The organism is Mannheimia sp. ZY171111 (genome assembly GCF_017750945.1).
Classification (GTDB): Bacteria; Pseudomonadota; Gammaproteobacteria; order Enterobacterales; family Pasteurellaceae; genus Mannheimia; species Mannheimia pernigra.
This window is the reverse complement of sequence record NZ_CP046532.1, coordinates 957,850-980,254: the sequence shown is the minus strand read 5'-3', so window position 1 is coordinate 980,254 and position 22,405 is coordinate 957,850. Positions and strand designations below refer to the sequence as shown.

The window sequence follows — 22,405 nt, the reverse complement described above, 5'->3', positions numbered from 1 at the left end:
ATTACTTTGTAATTTTTTATTTTCATTTATGATGGGCTGCCTTTAACTCTCTAAAAGAGAATTATTTGAGGTTTTTACTAAGTTATATTGGAATTGGAGAATATTATGTTTGGTCCATTTAAACCCGCTCCTCATATTGCGGAGCTCCCAGCGGACAAAGTTGATGCAAGATATAAATTCTTGCGTTGGCAGGTGTTTGCAGGAATTTTCTTCGGCTACGCCGCTTATTATTTCGTTCGTGCTAACTTCGATTTAGCACAAAAAGGTTTGATTGAAGCAGGAATGTACACTAAAACCGATCTTGGTGTCATTGGTACCGCTGCAGGTCTTGCTTATGGTTTATCAAAATTCGTGATGGCAGGGATGTCAGACCGTTCAAATCCGAAGGTGTTTTTACCAACGGGTTTGCTACTTTCTGGCTTATGTATGACTTTAATGGGTTTAATGCCTTGGGCAACATCAAGTATTCTCGTTATGTGGGTGATGATCTTCTTAAACGGTTGGTTCCAAGGTATGGGTTGGCCACCGTGTGGTCGTACGATGGTTCACTGGTGGTCTAAATCTGAACGTGGAACAATAGTTTCAATTTGGAATACGGCTCACAATTTAGGGGGGATGGTGCCAGGCGCAATGGTATTGCTAGCGAGTGCATTATACTTTAGTGAGTTTGGTGTTGAGGCAAAAGCTAAAGATGTTTGGCAACAAGCACTTTACTTCCCAGGTATTGCGGCAATGGTTGCAGCTATTCCAATCTACTTAATTATGAAAGATACGCCACAATCTTGTGGTTTACCGCCAGTAGAAAAATGGCGTAACGATTATCCAGAAGACTATAATGAAAAAACCTATGAACACGATTTAACAACCAAAGAAATCTTTGTGAAATATGTGTTTAAAAACAAATTGTTATGGTATATCGCAATTGCTAACGTATTTGTTTATTTAATCCGCTATGGCGTATTAAAATGGTCTCCTGTTTACTTAGGTGAAGTAAAACACTTTAACATTAAAGGCACGGCATGGGCATATACTATTTATGAGCTAGCTGCGATTCCAGGTACGTTATTATGTGGTTGGATATCAGACAAAGTATTTAAAGGCAAACGTGGTTTAACGGGCTTCATTTTTATGATTTTAACGACAGCAGCTGTTATCGCTTTATGGCTCAATCCAGCAACACCAGAGTCTGAAGTGGCACAATATGCAGGCCACGCTTGGTATGAAAATCCATATCAGCTAATGGACTTCGTTTGGATGACCACGATTGGCTTCTTAATTTATGGTCCAGTAATGTTAATTGGTTTACACGCACTTGAGCTTGCACCGAAAAAAGCAGCAGGTACAGCAGCAGGCTTCACCGGTTTATTTGGTTACTTAGGTGGTACTGTTGCAGCTTCAGCGGTTGTAGGTTGGGCAGCGGATAAATTTGGCTGGGACGGCGGTTTCTATGTGATGATCGCAGGTGGTGTTTTAGCCGTTATCTTAACATTCATCGTAATGATTGAAGAAGGCAAACACAAAGCGAAATTAGGCGATCACTACGGTAAATAATGATTACTAACAAAGGAAGAACGGAAATGGTCTTCCTTTTATTTTTCTATAATGAGGATTTCTATGAAATTTAAATTCAAAACGTTTGTAGCTGCATTGGCACTTTCTGCTGCAACATTCGGTGCATACGCACAGCAATCAGATAAGTTAGTTATTGCTCATCGTGGTGCGAGTGGTTATTTGCCAGAGCATACGTTAGAGTCAAAAGCTTTAGCCTTTGGGCAACAAGCGGATTATTTAGAGCAAGATCTTGCAATGACTAAAGATAACCACATTATCGTGATTCACGATCATTTCTTAGACGGATTAACGGATGTTGCAAAAAAATTCCCAGCTCGTAAACGTGAAGATGGGCGTTATTATGTGGCTGATTTCACCTTAGCAGAAATCCGTACTCTTGAGATGACAGAAAACTTTAAAACTGAAGAAGATAAACAAGTTCAAGTTTATCCAAATCGCTTCCCTCTCTGGCAATCTAGTTTCAAAATTCATACTTTTGAAGAAGAAATTGAATTTATTCAAGGCTTAGAAAAATCAACAGGTAAGCAAATTGGTATCTACCCTGAAATTAAAGCACCGTGGTTACACCATAAAGAAGGGAAAGATATTGCTTTAGAAACCTTAAAAGTGTTGAAAAAATATGGCTATGATAAAAAATCATCGCCAGTTTATTTACAAACTTTTGATTTTAATGAGCTAAAACGCATTAAAACCGAATTACTTCCCCAGTTAGGAATGGAGCTAAAATTAGTTCAATTAATTGCTTATACTGATTGGAAAGAGACTGAAGAACAAGACAAAGACGGTAAGTGGATTAATTACGACTACGATTGGATGTTTAAAGAAGGTGCAATGGCAGAAGTGGCAAAATATGCTGACGGTGTTGGGCCAGGCTGGTATATGTTGATTGACGATAAGAATTCAAAAGTAGGCGATATTAAATATACGCCACTGGTAGAAGAACTTGCCAAATATAAACTGGAAGTACACCCTTACACGGTACGTAAAGACGCACTAGCTCCATTTTTTGTCGATGTGGATCAAATGTATGACGCACTATTAAATAAAGCCGGTGCAACAGGTGTATTTACCGATTTCCCTGATACAGCCGTTGAGTTTTTGAAAAAACAAAAATAATTAATTAGTTGAATAACAAGCGGTCTTATTTTTGCAAAATTTTGCAAGAATAAGACCGCTTGTATTTTATTGCTTATTATTTAGCAGGAATATCTCATCTTCGCTAAGGTGAATATGGCGTTTGTTCATATTATCGTGAGAATGATTGAAACAAGCGGTTTTATTTTGTATAGATTTTGTAAATCCTTTATTTCTCTATTTTCTTTTGATTATATTTCTTTATAATATATTTTGTTTTTGAATCGAAACTTAAATGGAAGGTGGGTAATGTCAAAGCGTAATACACAACAACGTCGCCATTTAATTGTGCAGATGGTGCAATCGCAACAGGAAGTAAGTGTTGATGAACTCGCCGAAAGGTTTGAAACCTCTGAGGTAACCATTAGAAAAGATTTAACCGCTTTAGAAGAAAGTGGTTTTTTATTGCGAAAATATGGCGGTGCGGTAAAAGTTCCGTCGGAGATGATGGAAGAAGAATTTATTGAGAAACTTTCGATTCAAAAGAAAATGATTGCTCAAGCAGCTCATAATTGTATTCGAGATCATCACCGTATCATTATTGATAGCGGCAGTACTACAGGTGCGTTGGTTAAAGTCTTAGACCAAATAGGCTTGGTTGTGATGACTAACTCGTTAAATTTAGCGTCGGAATTAATTTCTCTTGAGTGTGAACCCACGGTATTAATGACAGGTGGTACTTGGGATAGCCGTTCAGAATCTTTTCAAGGAAAAGTGGCTGAACAAGTGCTACGTTCGTATGATTTTGACCAACTTTTCATTGGTGCGGATGGTTTGGACTTAGCTCGTGGCACAACCACTTTCAATGAATTGGTTGGTTTGAGCCAGGTGATGGCGGAAGTCAGCCGAGAAGTGGTTGTGTTGATTGAGTCACAAAAAATTGGGCGAAAAATGCCGAATATTGAATTGGGATGGGAAAAGATCACGAAAATCATTACCGATAACCAGTTAAGTTTTGAGACGAAAGAACAAATCGAAAAAATAGGGGTTGAAGTGGTGATTGCTGAGTAACGCACCTAAATTCCTGTACGGCTGCCGTACTAAAGTAGATGATTTTTTAGTTTAAATTAGGAATGTAAATTTATGTGTGGAATTGTAGGTGCAGTAGCACAACGTAATGTGGCTGAAATCTTAGTTGATGGTTTACACCGCTTAGAATACCGTGGCTATGATTCAGCTGGTGTGGCAGTATTAAATACCGATGAGAAAAAAATGCAGATCGTTCGCCGTGTCGGTAAAGTGAAAGCATTAGATGATGCATTAGAAGCACAGCCATTATTAGGTGGCACAGGTATCGCTCACACTCGTTGGGCAACGCACGGTGAGCCGTCGGAAACGAATGCTCATCCACATCGTAGTGGTAAAATTGCGGTAGTGCATAACGGTATTATCGAAAATTACGAAGAGTTAAAAGTGCTGTTACAACAGCGTGGTTATGTATTTCAATCTCAAACCGATACTGAAGTTATCGCTCACTTGGTGGAATGGGAGCTACGTTCTGTCTCGTCATTATTAGAAGCAGTGCAAAAAACCGTTATACAATTACGTGGTGCATACGGTACGGTTGTATTAAATGAAGCAGAGCCAGAGCATTTAATTGTGGCTCGTTCAGGTAGTCCACTTGTGATCGGTTATGGTGTAGGTGAAAACTTTTTAGCATCAGATCCATTGGCATTATTAAGCGTAACTCGCCGTTTTGCTTATTTGGAAGAGGGTGATGTAGCAGAAATTACCCGCCGTTCTGTTGAGATTTATGACCGTCAAGGCAACAAAGTAGAACGTGAAATTCACGAAGGTCACTTTGAAGCCGATGCTGCGGATAAAGGTCAATATCGCCACTATATGCAAAAAGAGATTTTTGAACAACCGGTGGCGATTATGAACACCCTAGACGGCCGTATTAAAGACGGTAAAGTGGATCTTTCAGCGATTGCTCCAAATGCCACTGAGATTCTCTCTAAAGTGCAACATGTTCAAATTGTGGCTTGCGGTACTTCATACAATGCTGGTATGGTGGCTCGTTATTGGTTTGAATCTTTAGCTGGCGTAAGCTGTGATGTGGAAATTGCCTCAGAATTCCGCTACCGTAAATTTGTCACACGCCCGAACAGCTTATTAATCACGCTTTCTCAGTCAGGCGAAACGGCGGATACTTTAGCCGCACTTCGTTTAGCTAAAGAGTCTGGTTATATGGCGGCAATGACGGTGTGTAACGTGGCAAGTTCATCTTTAGTGCGTGAATCTGATCTAGCGTTCTTAACCAAAGCTGGTGTGGAAATTGGAGTAGCATCAACGAAAGCCTTTACCACACAATTAACCTGTTTATTATTATTAAATGTGGCAATCGGTCGTTTACAAGGCAATATGAGCGAAGAACAAGAACATCACATCGTGCAATCTTTGCAACGCTTACCAGCTCAAATTGAAAGTGCGTTAGTGTTCGATAAACAAATCGAAAAATTATCGGAAGATTTTGCTGATAAACACCACACTTTATTCTTAGGACGTGGCGAATATTATCCAATCGCAATGGAATCAGCATTGAAATTAAAAGAGATTTCATACATTCATGCTGAAGCCTACGCAGCAGGTGAATTAAAACATGGTCCGTTAGCGTTAATTGACAGCGATATGCCTGTTGTGGTGGTTGCACCGGAAAATGATTTACTTGAAAAAGTGAAATCAAACATCGAAGAAGTGCGTGCCCGTGGTGGTCAATTATATGTATTTGCCGATCACGATGCCGGTTTTGAAGAGGCTGAAGACTTCAAAACCATCGTTCTACCAAAAGTAGATGAAGTAACCGCACCGATTTTCTACACCGTGCCGTTACAACTGCTTTCATACCATATCGCATTAATTAAAGGCACCGATGTGGATCAACCTCGTAACTTAGCGAAAGCGGTAACCGTAGAGTAACGATAAAAGAAAAACCTTATTCAGCAATGAATAAGGTTTTTTCTTCCTTGAAGTTTACAAGCGGTCAAAAAAGTAAAATTTTTTGCAAATATACTTACTAACCGCTAGCTACCATCCGTTGCAAATCGGTTACTTGGCTAATAGTTCTTCTTTCTCTCCATACACCGGCATTAAGGTTTTTTCATAAGCTGCTTTTAATTTTCCATTGGTTTTGAATTGGCTGATTTCTTGATTAATGAAATCAAGCAATGCTTTATTGCCTTTTTGTACCGCCGGAGCAATTTGCTCTGCCGGGCCAATGTTACCAATAGCAACATCAAAATCCGCATTTTCTTTTGCCCATGCCTAAACCAGAGCGTTATCGTGTGCTAAGGCAACACCACGCCCATCTTTTAAGGCATTGAAGGTTTCAGTATTGTGGTCGAATTTTAATAACTGAATTTCAGGGTGATTTTTGCTGAAATAGGCATCAGCCGTTGTGCCTTTATTCACTAATAAGGTTTTGCCTTCGAGTTGTTTTACATCTGTAATTGGGGCATTTTTCGGCGAAACCACACCTAATGCTACGTTCATATAAGGTTCAGCAAAATCCACTACTTCTGCACGCTCAGGCGTTTTAGTATAGTTGGCTAAGACTAAATCTACTTAAGTATTCCACACGGTTTGCTGCTTCTGTGAGTACGAATTCCACTTTGTCAGGACTACCGAGTAAGTCATTGGCGATTTCTTTTGCAATTTCCACATCAAAACCTTGGCTTTTACCGTTGGCATCAATATAACCAAATGGTGGTTTATCGCTAAATACGCCGATGCGAATCACGCCTTTTTCTTTAATTTGAGCCATGCTGTCTTTTGCTGGTGTATTTTGAGTAGTATTGCCGTTATCACAAGCGGTTAATGTCAAGGCAGCAAAGGCAGTGGCAATTAAGGTTTTTAAAAAGGTTGAACGTTTCATAATCATTCCTCAAATAGTAGTTAATAATCTAAACCGTGTAAGAACTGTTTAGCTCGTTCGGTTTTGGGAGCGTTAAAAAAGATCTGTGGAGGAGCTTGTTCAATGATCTCTCCTTTATCCATAAAGACGATGCGATCGGCAACCTTCTCTGCAAAGCCCATCTCGTGAGTAACAATGAGCATTGAAATTCCCTCACCTGCCAATTCAAGTACCACATCTAACACTTCTCGTACCATTTCAGGGGCAAGTGCTGCTGTAATTTCATCTAGCAAAATAACTTCAGGGTTCATACACAACGCTCGTACGATGGCGATCCGTTGTTTCTGCCCGCCATACAGTTCTCGTGGAAAAGCGGTTTTTCTATCAAATAAACCAACTCGTTTTAAGAGTAAATCTGCCTGAGCTTCCACTTCTTCCCGACTGCGTTTTTGAGCCTTTAATGGGCCAAGTAAAATATTTTCAATAACGTTTAAATGGGCGAATAATTCATAGCTTTGGAATACCATTCCCACTTTTTGCCGAGATTGCTCACAACTCAAATCTTTGCCAAATTCGCCAACACCTTGCATTGAAATTGTACCTCCTTGTTTATCTTCCAAGCCATTAATACAGCGAAGCAAGGTACTCTTACCACAGCCAGAAGGCCCAAGCAGCACAACAACTTCGCCTTTATGCAAATCTAAACTCAGATTATTAATTGCGACAGTCTCGCCATATTTTTTATGCAAGTTTTGAATAGAAAGTAAAGGCATATATGCGTAACGTTAAGTTATTTATGAAAGCATTTTGCAGAAAAATAATTAAGAAAGGGAATCATAAGAAGCTATTTTGTATAACTTTTGATTATAAGGAATGTTTTTAATAAGAAGATTAAAAAAGAGCTAATCATCATAAGATTAGCTCTTGGTATATATTTAGTAAATTAGGCTAAAAACCGTCCGATTACTTGCCCACCAACCATAATCCAAGCCATCAACATTGAGGTAAAAAACACCCCTAAGTAGATATAGCCAGTTTTAAGGTAACACCAGTGGTTGATAATCGTAAATACCACAAACTGTGGAATAATAACTGCTAACATCATCATCCATCGACCACCAAATTGAGGCAATCCGAGTATGTCAAAACCCGGCCCTATTTGCATAAAGTTCGGTACAAAATGGAATAACCATAAAATGACTAATCCACCTGCAGCAAATAAGATGGTTTTGAATGACCAACTCAAGAGGGTTGAGGAAAAACTGCTTGATAATGGCTGTTTCATTTGTACAGATACAATTAAACCATTAAAACTGAGGAAGAAGAGCAAAATTGGTATCCAATAAATGAAAAATAGTTCAAAGCGTTCTATCGTTAATGGTTTTAGTAACGGCCATAAGAAGCGTAATTCCGTCCCCCAAATTGAATGAGCAATAAAGGCGATAGCATAGAGCCAAATAACTAACACTATACTTAGCATTAAATTGCGTCCGATAGCTTTACTTGTACTAAAGTGGCTTAATACGCCAAATTCTGCTAATGAAATCGTGCTTGTTTTTTTCCAAAGGAAGAAAAACAGGAAGTTAATCACAGCACTAACCGACAGCCAAGTGATAATTCCATTCCCCATCTCTAAAGGCATAAAGCTCAATTTTGCAGCAATGGGCTCATTCGCTCCACCCCATTGGGTTAATAAAGGATAAAGTACGATAGTAACTGCAATATTAATTACTGCAAATAACCGCCAACGGCTTGGTGTGATTGCCATCTTGGTAGTAACGGTTTGTGTTGCCGCAGCAAAATAAGGGGCTTTTAGTAAATGATTTGCTAAAAACAATGCAGAAATAACAGCAAAAAATAGGGCAAATAGGCCGCTAAACTCTTTATACCAATAGGTTTGTTGCTCAGGCTCAATCCAGCCTTCTCCTTTTTCGCCATTTTGGAGAGCTTGGTTAAACCAAAGAATTGCTTCTTTATTACTGTGTTCTGCGATCATTACACCTAAATGCGTGCCATCAACTAAGGCTGCTCGGCGTGCTGAACCATCATTGAAGTTGCCGTAAGTATGATCCCATTTCAAGTTTTCACCACTAGGCAATGAGAAAGCGGTCAATCTTGCTTCATTATTTACAAGATCTTTTACCGGGAACGTTTTTTCCCGATAAATTCCAATTTCTTCATATAACCCCTGTGTTAATAAGTAGTTGTTTAACTCTTTATCGCCACCATTGCTACTTAAACCATTTACTGCTTTGTGATCAGGGTTTAGTTTTGCTACTCGGATCGCATTTAATGCCCCTGTGGAATGCCCAAAGATCCCCAGTTTTTCCTTATCAACGAAAGGAAGCGTTTTTAAATATTGATAGCCATTATTTGCACCGCTGATCGTTTTATTCGAGGCTGGTAATTTTGTTGAGTAGCCGTGACCAAAGTGGTCAATGGCTAATACTACAAAACCTCGCTTTGCCAGTTCTAATGCACCAAAAGTATTGGTGGCTTCTTTATCGCTTTGATAACCGTGCAATGCCAAGAGGGCAGGTTTAGGCGAGTTTTCAGTTGCAGAGATCGGACGATAGAGTTTGGCTATCATCGGTTGATTCTGCTCCGTCATAAAGCTCACGGTTGAAACATCAATTCTGCCGAAATCCCGCTCAATCAATGAGCCAATATAACTACTGATAAAACTCAATGCTAAGAAAATAATGGCTAACACTAAGCTAAATTTACTTGTTTTCATCTTTTTTCCTATTGGATTTCTGCCAAGACTGTAACTTGCGAGCTATCAACGCCTTTTACTCGTAAAGGTAAAGCAAACACTTTTTTGAGTTGCTCAGCTTTTACTTCCGATAACATTAAATCCTCAATAATGCAGATAAAATTCGAGCTATACATTCCAAGCATAACTTGATGGGCTTTTACACCGTGATCAGGGTGAGCTGGGGAAGCCAGCGAAATAAAATCAAATCCAATCGCTTTCAAATTTGCTGCATTTTTAATCAAAAATTCGGCACATTGAATGCTAACTGCTCCACCATTATGGGCATATTCGCTCGGATTTTCCTTGCGTAGCTGTTCAAAACCTGTACGGATCAATAACAAATCAGCTTGTTGAATAGCGGCTAAATGTGGTTGTAGATCCTCAGGTTCTATCATCTGCCCTGATTGTTTCGGAATATCTAGCAACAAGGGTTTTTCATAGATAAATTGAGAAAGCGGCAGCTCCGTAATTGTTACGCCATTCGGATTAAAATGGCGAGGGGCATCAAAGTGCGATCCAAAATGGTTAAACAGATGAATTTTGGAACTGTTATACACATCACCTTTATCAGTACTCGTACAAGTTTCTAAGCTCAATGTCGGCTCGCTGGGAAAACCAGGGTCATTCACATCTAATGGATAAGAAAGATATTGATACGTCATAATAAAGTCCTCTATGGGCGTTTTTGTTGAAGTAACCACTCAATCACTTCAGGGCTGTTATACACAGCGTCCCAAGTGTTGTGAGGGTTGTTATTGACAATACCGTTGTCGCCGGCTTGTTCAAAGCTAAATTCGGTGTATTTCACATTTGGGGCATTAAGCTGCTCGTGTAGAATTTGGTAGTTGATGCGAGAGCCTTTTACAGGCGAGACTTTGTCTTCTTTGCTGTGGAAGAACCAAATCGGTAAATCTTTAATTGCCGCTAAGTTCTCTTTGGTTGCGTTGCCGTCCACCCATTCGTTGGTGTAGGCTTCACGACCGCTCATTAATAATGCTCCTGCAAAGAAATTCGGGCGAGCCAGCAACAGATTTAATCCGCCTTCTGCTCCTCGAGATAAGCCATTCACATAGATGCGGTTGATATCAATTTGTGGGTTGGCTTTGATGGTTTCATCAATCATTTTGAATACAAGGTTGATACGGTTGTCTGTCTGCCAATGAATACCGCCTTTTTGCCCTTTGGCAGCATTATCAAATGGGTCAAAGACTTGGTCATATTGCGGTGCCAGCACAAAACTTGGCTCATAAGGTGAGGTTGCAATCGCCCCTTTACTGGAAATTAAGTGAGCAAGATTATCGGAACCCACTTGCCCTGAACCGTGTAGGAAAATCACAAGCGGGTATTTTTCGCCATTTTTTTGCAAAGGCGAATAGAGCCGATAGTTCAGCTTATTTTCAGGCTTATCTAAGTTCACTTGTTTTGTTTTGAAATCGTCAAGGTAAGTGGTTTTGATTTTTTCAGGCTCGGCAGTTTGTGTCCACTCTGCTTTGCCTAAGGTTGTGCCATTAGTTAATTTGAGTAAGCCTTTTTGTTCTACCGAATAGGCTAAGCGATTTGCAAAAAATTCAGGAATTTTGACCGCTTGTACTTTCTCTGTTTCTACAATGTTGCCGTTTTCATCTTTGGATTTAAACTTCATCGGTGCTTTATTGGCATCTTTTACGCTATAAGTTGCCGCATTTTTATCTGCCGTATCCAATTCAACAATCACAAATTTACCGGCTTGCGGAAGTGCGGTCGTTTTTGGCTCGGCATTCACATAGGCTTTCAATACTGAACGGCTTTCCTTTTCCGCATTGTCTAAACTGGTTTGGATTTGGTAAAGTTGGCGAAGATCGCTACCCGACAGCACATTTTCAGGGTATTCCAACGCCAATCCGTTAATTTTTTGCCCTTGAGCGGTGATTTCTGCCAGCAGAGTAATATTGACTGCCTCGTTAGGTTTAATTTCATCGGCAGCGTATAGGAAAGTGGAAAACGCTAGTCCTGCAAGAAGGGAGAGAGGTTTTTTCATAGTATTTCCTTGTATATAAAAAAATAGACTATGAGAAGATCCCATAGTCTATTTATGATTGCATTACTTATTTAATGTTTTGTTTTGTGATTTGATATAGATTGCAATAATTGCCATCACACCAACAGGGAAGGCGAGGTCAAATAATGAACCATCGTTACCCCAAACAAGGTTGGCTAAAATTACGCTAATGCCGCCGATACCCCACGCAATAGTGGTTGGTACAGACCAAACGATCATCTGTTTCTTCACATCGTTGATGCCCATCATACGGTTTACTACCCAGAATAAGCTGTCGTTAAAGTAACCGAAGAAGAGCGATCCCATAGTAGCTGCCTGTGCAGCAAGTAACATATTCACCCCTGGAATTTGAGCTAAGATCGGGGCTGAAATAGAGGCTGCTGTCACCATTGCTACTGTGCCTGAACCTTGAATAAAGCGAACAAGGGTTGAAACAATAAACGGAATGAGGATCGGTGAAATCGGTAATTGGGCAATTTGTTCTGCCAATTGTTTGCCTGCACCGCTATCACGCAATACTGCACCTAATGCACCACCTGCACCTGTTACTAATAAAATAATTCCTGCAGTTTTCACACCTTCTTCAAGATGAAGTGCGGTCTCATTTCTGCCCGTATTCGGAAGAAGAGTATAAACGGCAACCAATACGCTCAATGCCAGTGCGATCATTGGGTGGCCGACGAAAGCGAAGAATTGATAAACCACTGACTGTGATAATTCAGCATTGCCTTTTACAGCTAAATCAAACATAGCTTTAATGAAGATCAGTGCAATAGGCAACACGATTGGCAACATGGAAAGGAACAAACTTGGTAAGTTTTTCTTCTCACGGCTTTCAATGTAGTCATCATATTTTTGTTTTAATTCTTCTTGGGTGAAGACTTCTTGGTTAAACTCAGGGTATTTTTTATCCAACCATTTCGCATAAAGCACAATACCGATCACAGGTAACACCGCAAGTGCCATACCCACTAACAACATTAAGCCAAGATCGACATTAAATAATCCTGCCACGCCTAGTGGACCCGGTGTTGGTGGCACAGTGTGGTGTGTAACGACCAAACCACCTGCAAGTGCAACCCCTAAGGTTAAAAGTGAGCGTTTTCCGTTTTTCGCTAAGGCTTTAGCTACGGGATAAAGAATAACGAAAGCAGAATCTACGAAAATTGGAATACTCACCACATAACCTGTGATAGCTAATGCCCACTCTTCTTTTTTCTTGCCTAGCATTTTGATAAAGCTGTAAGCCATTTTTTCTGCTGCACCGGAAACTTCCAGTACACTTCCCATCATGACCCCTAAACCGATCACGATACCGATACCACCTAATGTGCCACCAAAACCTTTGCTGATTGCACCTAATGTATCATTGACGGACATACCACCAACGAGACCAGCAATAGCGGAGGCAATTAACATTGCAATAAATGCATGAACACGTGTTTTTAATACTAAATAGACTAAGACAAATACGGCAATCAATAGCCCTATGATTGGAATGGGTAAGCCAAACATACTGTTGCTCCTAAGTTACATATCATGTTTAATAAATCGTTGAATCACTTCCTTAAAATCAACATCTGCCGTAAAACCTAAGTTCAGTGACGTTGAGTTATCAATTTCAACCGGCCAACTTGCGACAATGTTGTTAATATTTTCATCAAATTCAAAACGGATTTTTTGTAAGATTTGTTCTCCTTTTATTGAAGCTAAGTCAGATAACATTTGTTTTACACTGACCGTAAAGCCAGGTAAGTTGATGACATGCCAACTGCGTTGTGGCAATGAAGGCAAAGTTAAAGCGTGAATAAAGTTGTTAATCACCGTATTCGGGCTGGAGATCCACAAGCGTAATTCTTCAGAAACCGGACAAACCGCTTCCTCACCGTTTAGTGGTTCACGAATAATGCTGCTAACAAAAGAGGAAGCCGCTTTATTTGGTTTACCCGGACGTATACAAATGGTTGGTAAACGAAGTACAATGCCATCAACAAAACCTTTGCGAGAATAGTCATTGATGAGCAATTCACACATTGCTTTTTGTGAGCCATAAGTCGATTGTGGTGTCACTGCTGTCCCATCAGTAATCACATCTGGGAGCTCGCCTCCAAATACCGCTAACGAGCTGGAGAAAATAAAGCGAATATTCGGATTATTTCTTCGGCAGATTTCCAATAGATTACGAGTGGTCAAGAAATTGATTTCATAACCTAAATCAGGATCTTGCTCTGCGTGGCTACTTACAATCGCCGCTAAATGGAAGATAGCGGTTGTTTTTTCGGTAATAATTGCATCTAAACCTTCAGGATTTCTTAGATCCATTTCTAAACAACGTACACGGGAGTCATTATTTGGAGCTGTGGGTTTAATAACATCAACTAATACTAATTCTTCAATTTTGTCTGAATGCTGAGTTAATAAGGTTTTTGCAAGGCGTTGTCCTAAAAAGCCTGCTCCACCTGTAATGACGATATTCATTTTGTCTATCCCTCTATTTATATTGCTCAAACCAACCCAATCCAGCAGTTGTTTCCGCTCTCGGCTTGTACTCACAACCCACATAGCCTTCGTAACCGATTTCATCGAGTTTATTGAAAATATATTCGTAGTTGATTTCCCCTTCGTCCGGTTCGTGGCGATCCGGCACAGAGGCAATTTGAATGTGGGCAAATTTACCCTTGAGTTTGTCGGTTAGGCGAGATAAGTTGCCGTCCACATTCTGTGCGTGGAAGTAGTCAAGCTGTACAAACACATTGTCTCGGTTTACCGCTTCTACAATTTCCAGCGTATCAAACTGGCTTTTAAGCAGATAATTCGGTTTCACTTCCGGGCTTAGGGCTTCAAGCAAAACGTTAATGCCGTGCGGTTTGAATTTATCGGCGGCATATTGCACGTTTTCGATAAAGGTTTGTTTATAGGCTTCACGATCTTCGCCTTTTGGCACGACCGCTGCCATCACGTGCACATTTTTACAACCTAATGCGAGGGCGTATTCCAACGCCAAATCAATGTCACGATGGCTATCGGCTTCACGCCCCGGAATGGCGGAAACGCCCCATTCCCCTTGAGCAACATCGCCGGCTGCGGTATTGAATAACACCTGTTTTAAGCCATATTGCTCAAGTTTGGCTTTCAGTTCTGCTGCCGGATAATCGTAAGGCCAAAGGTATTCAACATATTTGAAACCTGCTTTTGCTGCCGCTTCAAAACGATCTAAAAACGGCACTTCGTTAAACATCATCGTAAGGTTTGCTGCAAATTTAGGCATTTTATTTTCCTCTGTTTTTCAGATCATTGACTTCGTCATCGGTGAGATAACGGACTTTTTGACCTTGTAGAATAAAATAGAGCTTGGCGGTTTCTTCCAACTCTTCGGTATTATCCACCGCATCACGCAAGTCTGAACCTGTGACTACCACCCCGTGATTTGCCAGTAAAAAGGCCTTACCGTCTAAGGCTCGTTCCCCCAGCTCTCGGGCAATGTTGATGTCTCCCGGGCGGTAGTAAGGAATGACCGGCAATTTTCCCACCCGCATCACATAGTAAGGGGTGAAAGCACGCATAGCGTTGTCGGTATCCAAATTTTCCAAGCAAGAAAGTGCGGTTAAATAAGTGGAGTGTAGATGCACAATCGCTTGGCAAGCCAGATTTTTCTGATACATCGCCAAATGGAAAATCGATTCTTTAGAAGGTTTATCGCCTTCAAGAACATTTCCTTCCATATCAAGGACTGAAAGGCGATCCGCCTGTAGTCGCCCAAGTGATGAGCCTGTTGGCGTAACTAAAATACGATTTTCATCTAAACGAACGGAAAGGTTGCCCGCTCCGCCTACGGTATATCCTCGCTCAAACAGCGAGCGGGCAAGATTGACCATTTCAATCTTTTGTTCTTGTTCTGTCATACAAACATCTCCTGAGCAAAACTGAAGAAATCTTCTTTACCGAAGTTACCGGATTTCAATGCAAGAAAAATCGGTTTTTCGACCGCTTGTAACCAGGGTACGCCCGGTGCAATTTGTTTACCGATGTGGAAACCGCTAAATCCAAGCTGTTGAACCACAATGCTTGAGGTTTCGCCACCAGCGGTAATAAAGTTAGTTACACCTGCTGCTTGCAGCTTTTCTGCTAGTTTGGCAAAGGTATTTTCAATGGCGTGGCTGGCTTTATCGCCGCCGAATTGGGTTTGAATCTCTTTCAATTTTTCAGGGGGAACGGTGGCATAAACCAGAGGAGCTAGTTCGCTATCTAAATTCTCAAGCACCCATTGGTAGATTTCTTCTACATAGTTCGGATTGTTAATCGCTTTTTCTGCCTCTAAGAAATAGCTTGGAGCTTGTTGCTTATAAGCATTTACTTGGCTATTCGTCATTACTGAGCAAGAACCTGAAAGCACAACGGTTTTACCTTTGCTTGGCACAAACGCATTCGTGCCTTTTTTACCACCTGAACGGTAAGCCGCCATATAAGCCCCTAAGCCTGAACCGCCTGTGATTAATTTGAAATCGGCAACGGCTTCGGCAAGCACGGCAAGTTGTGAATTATCGGCAGCATCTACCACCGCATATTTGTAGCCTTGCTGTTTCAGTTCAGCAAAACGAGCTTTCACACGCTCTGCCCCTTGAATCACCTCCGCATAGGCGACCAAGCCAGTTTTGCCTTGGGATTGTGCGTCCATTAAACGCACCAAGTTGGCATCTTTCATCGGGGTAATCGGGTGGTTACGCATACCGGATTCATTTAGTAGCACATCGCCCACAAACAAATAGCCGTTGAAAATGGTTCTGCCATTAACAGGCAGAGCCGGTGTGACCACCGTAAAATCGGTGTCTAATGCCGCCATTAACGCATCGGTTACCGGCCCGATATTGCCTTTCTCCGTGCTGTCGAAGGTAGAGCAATATTTAAAGTAGAATTGCGAGCAACCGTTTTGTTTCAGCCAATCTAAGGCTTGTAATGATTGTTGGATTGCTTCTTCCACAGGGTTAGAGCGAGATTTCAGGCTAATCACAATCGCATCAACTTGACTGTTGAGTGTAGCTTTCGGCACACCATTCATTTGCACCGTTTTTAGCCCGTTTTCGGTTAAGAAGCTGGCAATATCGCTCGCACCTGTAAAATCATCTGCAATAATGCCTAACATTAGTTGCCTCCTTTTTTCGGCAGCTCAATACCGCTGAAAATTTTGATCACTGCACTGTCATCTTCCTTACCGTAACCTGCGTTGCTTGCCTCAGTAAACATTGAGTACGCAGTGCTTGCTAAATGGAGTGGGAAGCGGAGCGATTTGGCGGTGTCATTCACTAAGCCTAAATCTTTCACAAAAATATCGACCATTGAAAGCGGTGTGTAGTCGCCATCAACCACGTGTTTCATACGGTTTTCAAACATCCAAGAGTTGCCTGCGGCGTTGGTGACTACGTCATACATTAAATCAAGCGGAATGCCTGCACGAGCAGCTAATGCCATTGCCTCTGCACCGGCGGCAATATGCACGCCCGCTAACAGCTGGTGAATAATTTTCACGGTTGCACCTAAGCCGATCTCTTCACCGATGTTATACACTTTGCCTGCAACCGCATCTAAAACCGGTTTTAATTTCTCAAATGCTTCCGTAGAGCCTGATGCCATCACGGTCATCTCGCCTTGTGCCGCTTTCGCTGCACCACCGGACACCGGTGCATCTAACATAACCAAGCCAAGTTCTGTTAATTTCTGTGAAATATCTTTCGCATCTTGTGCAGAAATGGTAGATGAAACCATCACTACTGTGCCTTTCTTCAAATGTTGTGCTAAACCATTTTCACCGAATAACACCGCATTAACTTGGTTTGCATTCACCACCAAAAGCAGAACGGCATCTAAATCTTTCGCAAAATCCACCGCACTTGTGCCAACGCCTTTCGCACCGGCTGCTTTTAAGGTTTCTAAGTAGGTTGGATTTAAATCCACGCCGTAGGTATCTAAGCCTGCAGCGATACAAGATTTTGCTGCTCCCATACCCATTGCACCTAAGCCGATGACGGCTACGCTATATTTTTGACTCATTGTTTATTCCCTCAAATAAATTAATGAACTTGATGGGCGTATATTAACCAATAGGAAAGATAAAATCTGTGATAAAGATCACAAATATTAACAATAAATGTTAAATTTTGTTATTTTAAGTTTGGGGGCTAAATCTGATATAATTTGTTACAACAACTAAAATTAGGCGAAAAAATGATTCCTATCGAACGACAACAAAAGATATTGCAATTTATTAATAATAATGGGGTGGCTAGCATTCAATTTTTGGCGGATAAGTTAAATGTGTCGCATATGACTATCCGCCGTGATATTCAAAAACTTGAAGATGAAGGCAGAATTTCATTAGTTTCAGGAGGAGCTCAATCTGTTGAGCGATTAGCGGCTGAATTGCCACATATTGATAAATCAACTTTGTTTCACGATGAGAAATCTGCTATCGGTACTTTAGCCGCAAAGCTGATTTCAAACCACACAACAGTGTATCTTGATGCGGGTACAACAACCTTAGAAATTGCTCATCAAATTGCCGAGAGAAAAGATCTACTGGTTATTACAAATGACTTTGTAATCGCTCATTATCTTAGTAATGCAGGAAAATGTGATTTAATTCATATAGGTGGGAGTGTTTGCAAAGAAAATTTCTCAACCACAGGCTCTCTTGCTGCGGAGTTTCTTAAAAATCTTTCTATTGATATTGCCTTTATTTCAACTTCATCTTGGAGCTTGAAAGGTTTAACAACGCCAAATGAAAATAAAATTCCTGTAAAAAAGGCGATATTACAATCATCAAAAGAAAATATTTTAGTAACTGATTCATCAAAATACGGCAAAGTGGCTACGTTTTTTGTTTGTCCTTTAACCGTATTTGATCAAATTATTTGCGATAACGGCTTGTTTGGAAACGTGCAAGATGCTCTTAAAGGGCTTGATGTTAAACTAAATATTGCACAGTAATTAACTCTCCCACCTATGTTCTAATTTATTCGCCAATAATGAAAGTGGCTAGCAAATTAAGAAATACAGAACAAAAATAAGTCCATAAACGAAGAATGACGCATTTGGGCTGGTTAGTAGTGAGTTTTCAATAATTTGTTGCCCCACTTTTACCACTTCAATCACGCCAATGAGTGCAGCGAGTGAGCTGGTTTTAATCATTCTAGTAAATAGCTTAATCGCACTTGGCAGTAGTCGGCGAGTGCCTTGCAGTAGTTCAATATAGCGGAAAATCTGCATACGGGTTAAGCCGATTGCTTTGGCTGATTCGATTTGGTGTTTTTCGATTGAAGCTAAAGCCCCTCGTACTAAATCGCCCATTTCAGCCGTTCCACATAAGGTAAACACCCAGATACACACCCAAACACCGCTAATGTGAATATCTAACCAAGTAGATATGCCGAAATAGAGCATAAAGAGCCAAACTAAGATTGGCACAATGCGTATTGTTTCAAGGTAAAAACGAGCAAATCCACGCACAATTAGGCTATTTGAACGCATAATCAAGCACAAATAATGTGCCGAAAACCAATGATAGTGCAACGGATATAAAAGAGATTTTCGCTGTTAGCCATAATCCTTGAGCCAATCGGGCGGCATTTTGCCCTTCCCATAACCAATCAAATCCCATATTTTGCCTTCCTTACTCTGTTTTCAAAATGACGAACTAAAAGCGATATTGGTAGCAAAATAATTAAATAGGCAATGAATAGCATAAATAACGCTTCGTTAGTTTTGTAATCCATTCCGATAATATCTTTAGTGACGAATAATAGCTCTGCTACGGCAATAGCACTAATGACAGAGGTTTCTTTAATTAAAAAGAGTATATTTGCTCCAACGGCAGGGATTGAAACCGCCCACGCTTGAGGGAAAATAACATATCGGAAGATTTGGTAAGGCTTTAAGCCGATAGATTTTGCAGTCTCTGTTTGCCCTTTCGGAATGGCTTGTGAACCTGCTCGTAGGCTTTCTGCCATATAGCTAGAACCTAGAAAAACTAAAGCAATCACACCGCAAGTGAAACCGTCCCACTTAATCCCGATTTTCGGTAAGCCATAGTAAAGAAAAAAGAGCTGAATTAGCAGAGGTGTGTTACGGGAAAGCTCTATATAACCTTTTGCAATGCTATCAAGCGGTCGCATTTTGTAAGTGGTGATAACAGCAATAATCAGCCCGAAAAGGAGAGAAAGAGAAATCTCCCAGAATGAGAGCTGCAAGGTCAGCCAAGCGGCATCTAAAAATTTGGGGATACTGTTATAAATATAAGTCCAGTTCATATCGCATAAACATTCTGGGGATAATGATGGCTATTGTGCGAGAGGTAAAATAAAAAGGGAAAGAATTAGAAATACTTTTTTATAGAAATTAGTTATAAAAAATCAGCACATTGCTGTGCTGATTTTTCCGTTTGAATTATTGTCCGTAGTAGGCATTTTTACCGTGTTTGCGGAGGTAGTGCTTATCGAGAAGCTCTTGTTGCATTGGCTGAATATCAGGGCGAATTTGATGGCTGATAAAATTCATATAAGCAATTTCTTCTAATACGACAGAATTATGCACCGCATCGTGTCCGTTTTTACCCCAAGTGAATGGACCATGTGAATGCACTAATACGCCTGGAATAGCGGTTGGCTCAATGCCTCGTGTGCGGAAAGTTTCCACAATCACTCGACCAGTTTCTAGCTCATATCCACCCGCAATTTCTTCAGGCGTCATTTTACGAGTGCAAGGAATCGCACCATAGAAATAATCGCCTTGTGTTGTACCAAGTGCTAACAGATCTTTACCCGCTTGAGCCCAACCCACAGCGTTGCGTGAATGCGTATGTACTACGCCACCAATATCTGTAAATTCACGATAAAGTGCTAAGTGAGTTTCGGTGTCAGAAGAGGGTTTTTTATCCCCATATACACGGTTGCCTTGTAAATCGACAAGCACAATATCTTCAACCGTCATTGCATCATATTCCACACCAGATGGTTTAATCGCAACTAAGCCTGTTTCACGGTCGATTTCACTTACATTGCCCCAAGTGAAAGTAACTAAACCGTGTTTTGGTAATGCTAAATTTGCTTTTAAAACACGTTCTCTTAATGCTTGTAATGCCGGTGTTAATTCAGTTAATTGAGTCATAGCGTGAAGCCCCCTTCTGTCATTTTTTGTTCAATCCAACGGCGGGCATTAATAATTTCCGCAATTGGCTCTTCTGCTTTTTCTGTCCACATTTCGATTAAAAATGCACCACGATAATTTAATTCAGCCAGTGTTCTAAAGCAAGCGGCAAAATCTACACAGCCATCACCGAACGGCACATCACGGAATTGTCCTTTGCAAGTTTTAGTGACTTTGTAGGTATCTTTCAAGTGGATTGCTGAAATTTTATCTATGCCTAATTTAAGTTCTTCCGCTACGTTATCATTCCACGCAGAGAGATTGCCTAAATCGGGATACACGGTAAACCAAGGGGATTTAATAATATCGTCCCATTTTTTCCAGCGTGAGATAGAACTCATAAACTTGGTATCCATAATTTCAACTGCAATAGTAACTTGGTTGCTTGCCGCAAGCTCTACAGCCCATTCTAAGCCTTCTTGGAAACGTTGGATTGTGCCTTCGTCTTGCTCTTCGTAATAAACATCATAGCCAGCAAGCTGAATGGTGCGAATGCCGAGATCAACCGCTAATTGGATAGCCTTTTCCATAATCTCATAGGCTTTTTGACGTGTTGCTTCATCACGAGAACCGAATGGGAAACGGCGATGTCCTGATAAGCACATTGATGGAATGGTTACACCCGTATTAATGATTGTTTTCACTAATTTAGCACGCTCTTTTTTGCTCCAATCAAGGCGGGAAAGGCGCTCGTCCGTTTCGTCAATCGACATTTCCACAAAGTCAAAACCGCAGACTTTGGCGATGGAAAGTCTATCTTGCCACGAAATATTTTTTGGCAAGGCTTTTTCGTAAATACCGAGTTTGTGTTTTCTCATAAGTTTTCCTTGAAATAATATTTTGTTTATTTGATATGATATTAAAATTGAGTATGAGCGTAAATTACTTCTGCCAAATCTCTCCTAACCCCTCTTTGCTAAAGAGGGGAACTGATCTCCATAAAATTTCTATTCATCTTTTATTATTTAGCTTAAAAAAGCCCAGATGAACTTTAAATTTACTCCGATGGGTCACCCCTCTTTAGAAAAGAGGGGAGGGGGAGATTTGATGTAACGCCATTACGCCAAAATAATCTCTAATCCTTTTGCTTTCAACTCCTGAATAATGGTTGGATCAGCTTCTTTTCCTGTAATCAATAAATCAATTTTATTGAATTCTTTAAATAGCATACCGACTTTTTTACCCAGTTTAGTGCTATCCAATAAGACAACATAACGTTCAGCGTGTTTTGCCATTTGTTGTTCGGCATTGGCAATAATCATATCAGTTTTAAATAAACCTTCAGTGGTTAAGCCTTTGCCACTGGTAAACATAGTTGTTGCAGCATAACTGAGTTCATTTTGTGTATTGAGTGAGAGCATCACTTTTTTATTTTTATTGTATTGTCCGCCTATAATGACTACATCATCGTGAGAGCCTTCAATCAGTTGATTTGCAAGCGGTAGATAATTGGTAATAATTTGCAATTTTTTCCCACATAGCACATTGCCAAGCATTTCCATTGTAGAACCGCAGGTTAGAATTAAACTTTCTCCTTCTTTGCATAACCCCCCAGCTATTTCAGCGATGCGTCTTTTTTGTTCAGCATTGTTGGTTTTTTTAGGGGTTTTATGTGAGGGAGAGAAAATAGCTTCAGCACCATTTCTGACTTTTTTTAATTTACCTTGTCCATCTAATTTATTAATGTCTCTCCTTGCGGTGGCTGGGGAAATATTTAGCCGCTGCATAATGTCTGCGGTTGAGAGAATTTTTCGCTCAGCCAGTAGTGCTAATAACTCTTTGTGTCTGTAGCTTTCGTTCATTATTCCATCCTTGTTTATTGTAATGTTGTAATGAACAGTAAAAGCTAGGGGCG

At 40.5% G+C, this 22,405-nt stretch carries 19 protein-coding genes and 2 pseudogenes; 5 read left to right on the top strand and 16 right to left on the bottom strand.

Going from position 1 to position 22,405, the window contains the following annotated elements:
- Nucleotides 1-105 precede the first annotated feature (105 nt).
- The 4 genes from glpT to glmS all read left to right on the top strand — a co-directional run bounded on the left by glpT (nucleotide 106) and on the right by glmS (nucleotide 5,625).
- Entirely contained in the window at nucleotides 106-1,551 is a 1,446-nt protein-coding gene (gene glpT / locus GM698_RS04690) for a glycerol-3-phosphate transporter (RefSeq protein ID WP_176807862.1), read from the top strand.
- Nucleotides 1,552-1,614: 63 nt separating this feature from the next.
- A complete protein-coding gene (gene glpQ / locus GM698_RS04685; RefSeq protein ID WP_176807863.1) occupies nucleotides 1,615-2,688 on the top strand; it encodes a glycerophosphodiester phosphodiesterase in 1,074 nt (357 codons plus the stop codon).
- A 267-nt stretch (nucleotides 2,689-2,955) separates the two neighbouring features.
- The gene (locus tag GM698_RS04680; protein WP_176807864.1) at nucleotides 2,956-3,717 is read left to right on the top strand and encodes a DeoR/GlpR family DNA-binding transcription regulator; all 762 of its coding nucleotides are present in this window, start codon (nucleotides 2,956-2,958) and stop codon (nucleotides 3,715-3,717) included.
- A gap of 72 nt (nucleotides 3,718-3,789) precedes the next feature.
- Nucleotides 3,790-5,625, top strand: a complete 1,836-nt coding sequence (gene glmS / locus GM698_RS04675) for a glutamine--fructose-6-phosphate transaminase (isomerizing) (protein WP_176809379.1) — start codon at nucleotides 3,790-3,792, stop codon at nucleotides 5,623-5,625.
- 129 nt (nucleotides 5,626-5,754) lie between these two features.
- On the opposite strand, the pseudogene GM698_RS04670 reads toward glmS, so the two are convergent.
- The 11 genes and pseudogenes from GM698_RS04670 to ltnD all read right to left on the bottom strand — a co-directional run bounded on the left by GM698_RS04670 (nucleotide 5,755) and on the right by ltnD (nucleotide 17,400).
- Nucleotides 5,755-6,580: pseudogene (locus GM698_RS04670) on the bottom strand (cysteine ABC transporter substrate-binding protein).
- A gap of 20 nt (nucleotides 6,581-6,600) precedes the next feature.
- Nucleotides 6,601-7,332 carry an amino acid ABC transporter ATP-binding protein gene (locus GM698_RS04665; protein WP_176807866.1) on the bottom strand — a complete coding sequence of 244 codons (732 nt, stop codon included), beginning with the start codon at nucleotides 7,330-7,332 and terminating at the stop codon, nucleotides 6,601-6,603.
- 170 nt (nucleotides 7,333-7,502) lie between these two features.
- Entirely contained in the window at nucleotides 7,503-9,296 is a 1,794-nt protein-coding gene (locus GM698_RS04660; protein WP_176809378.1) for an alpha/beta hydrolase, read from the bottom strand.
- 8 nt (nucleotides 9,297-9,304) lie between these two features.
- The gene (locus tag GM698_RS04655) at nucleotides 9,305-9,979 is read right to left on the bottom strand and encodes a cyclase family protein (RefSeq protein WP_176807867.1); all 675 of its coding nucleotides are present in this window, start codon (nucleotides 9,977-9,979) and stop codon (nucleotides 9,305-9,307) included.
- Nucleotides 9,980-9,990: 11 nt separating this feature from the next.
- The gene (locus GM698_RS04650; protein ID WP_176807868.1) at nucleotides 9,991-11,334 is read right to left on the bottom strand and encodes an alpha/beta hydrolase-fold protein; all 1,344 of its coding nucleotides are present in this window, start codon (nucleotides 11,332-11,334) and stop codon (nucleotides 9,991-9,993) included.
- A gap of 63 nt (nucleotides 11,335-11,397) precedes the next feature.
- Complete coding sequence (locus GM698_RS04645; protein ID WP_159628885.1) at nucleotides 11,398-12,870, bottom strand: gluconate:H+ symporter; 1,473 nt, start codon at nucleotides 12,868-12,870, stop codon at nucleotides 11,398-11,400.
- Nucleotides 12,871-12,885: 15 nt separating this feature from the next.
- Entirely contained in the window at nucleotides 12,886-13,833 is a 948-nt protein-coding gene (denD, locus tag GM698_RS04640; protein WP_176807869.1) for a D-erythronate dehydrogenase, read from the bottom strand.
- A gap of 13 nt (nucleotides 13,834-13,846) precedes the next feature.
- The gene (gene otnI, locus GM698_RS04635; protein ID WP_176807870.1) at nucleotides 13,847-14,623 is read right to left on the bottom strand and encodes a 2-oxo-tetronate isomerase; all 777 of its coding nucleotides are present in this window, start codon (nucleotides 14,621-14,623) and stop codon (nucleotides 13,847-13,849) included.
- A 1-nt stretch (nucleotide 14,624) separates the two neighbouring features.
- Nucleotides 14,625-15,257, bottom strand: a complete 633-nt coding sequence (locus GM698_RS04630) for an aldolase (protein WP_176807871.1) — start codon at nucleotides 15,255-15,257, stop codon at nucleotides 14,625-14,627.
- Complete coding sequence (gene otnK / locus GM698_RS04625) at nucleotides 15,254-16,495, bottom strand: 3-oxo-tetronate kinase (protein ID WP_176807872.1); 1,242 nt, start codon at nucleotides 16,493-16,495, stop codon at nucleotides 15,254-15,256. The genes GM698_RS04630 and otnK overlap by 4 nt, the downstream gene beginning before the upstream one ends.
- Nucleotides 16,495-17,400, bottom strand: a complete 906-nt coding sequence (gene ltnD / locus GM698_RS04620; RefSeq protein WP_209289726.1) for an L-threonate dehydrogenase — start codon at nucleotides 17,398-17,400, stop codon at nucleotides 16,495-16,497. The genes otnK and ltnD overlap by 1 nt, the downstream gene beginning before the upstream one ends.
- A gap of 174 nt (nucleotides 17,401-17,574) precedes the next feature.
- Between ltnD and GM698_RS04615 the strand changes: the two genes are divergently transcribed.
- Entirely contained in the window at nucleotides 17,575-18,336 is a 762-nt protein-coding gene (locus GM698_RS04615) for a DeoR/GlpR family DNA-binding transcription regulator (RefSeq protein WP_176807874.1), read from the top strand.
- A gap of 48 nt (nucleotides 18,337-18,384) precedes the next feature.
- On the opposite strand, the pseudogene GM698_RS04610 reads toward GM698_RS04615, so the two are convergent.
- From GM698_RS04610 to ulaR, 5 genes and pseudogenes are all read right to left on the bottom strand, one after another.
- Nucleotides 18,385-19,006 (bottom strand): annotated as a pseudogene (locus GM698_RS04610) (amino acid ABC transporter permease).
- Nucleotides 18,996-19,655 carry an amino acid ABC transporter permease gene (locus GM698_RS04605; RefSeq protein WP_176807875.1) on the bottom strand — a complete coding sequence of 220 codons (660 nt, stop codon included), beginning with the start codon at nucleotides 19,653-19,655 and terminating at the stop codon, nucleotides 18,996-18,998. The pseudogene GM698_RS04610 and the gene GM698_RS04605 overlap by 11 nt, the downstream one beginning before the upstream one ends.
- Before the next feature lie 136 nt (nucleotides 19,656-19,791).
- The gene (locus GM698_RS04600; protein ID WP_176807876.1) at nucleotides 19,792-20,511 is read right to left on the bottom strand and encodes an L-ribulose-5-phosphate 4-epimerase; all 720 of its coding nucleotides are present in this window, start codon (nucleotides 20,509-20,511) and stop codon (nucleotides 19,792-19,794) included.
- A complete protein-coding gene (locus GM698_RS04595; protein ID WP_176807877.1) occupies nucleotides 20,508-21,368 on the bottom strand; it encodes an L-ribulose-5-phosphate 3-epimerase in 861 nt (286 codons plus the stop codon). The genes GM698_RS04600 and GM698_RS04595 overlap by 4 nt, the downstream gene beginning before the upstream one ends.
- Before the next feature lie 240 nt (nucleotides 21,369-21,608).
- Nucleotides 21,609-22,352 carry an HTH-type transcriptional regulator UlaR gene (ulaR, locus tag GM698_RS04590; RefSeq protein ID WP_176807878.1) on the bottom strand — a complete coding sequence of 248 codons (744 nt, stop codon included), beginning with the start codon at nucleotides 22,350-22,352 and terminating at the stop codon, nucleotides 21,609-21,611.
- Between the last annotated feature and the right edge of the window lie 53 nt (nucleotides 22,353-22,405).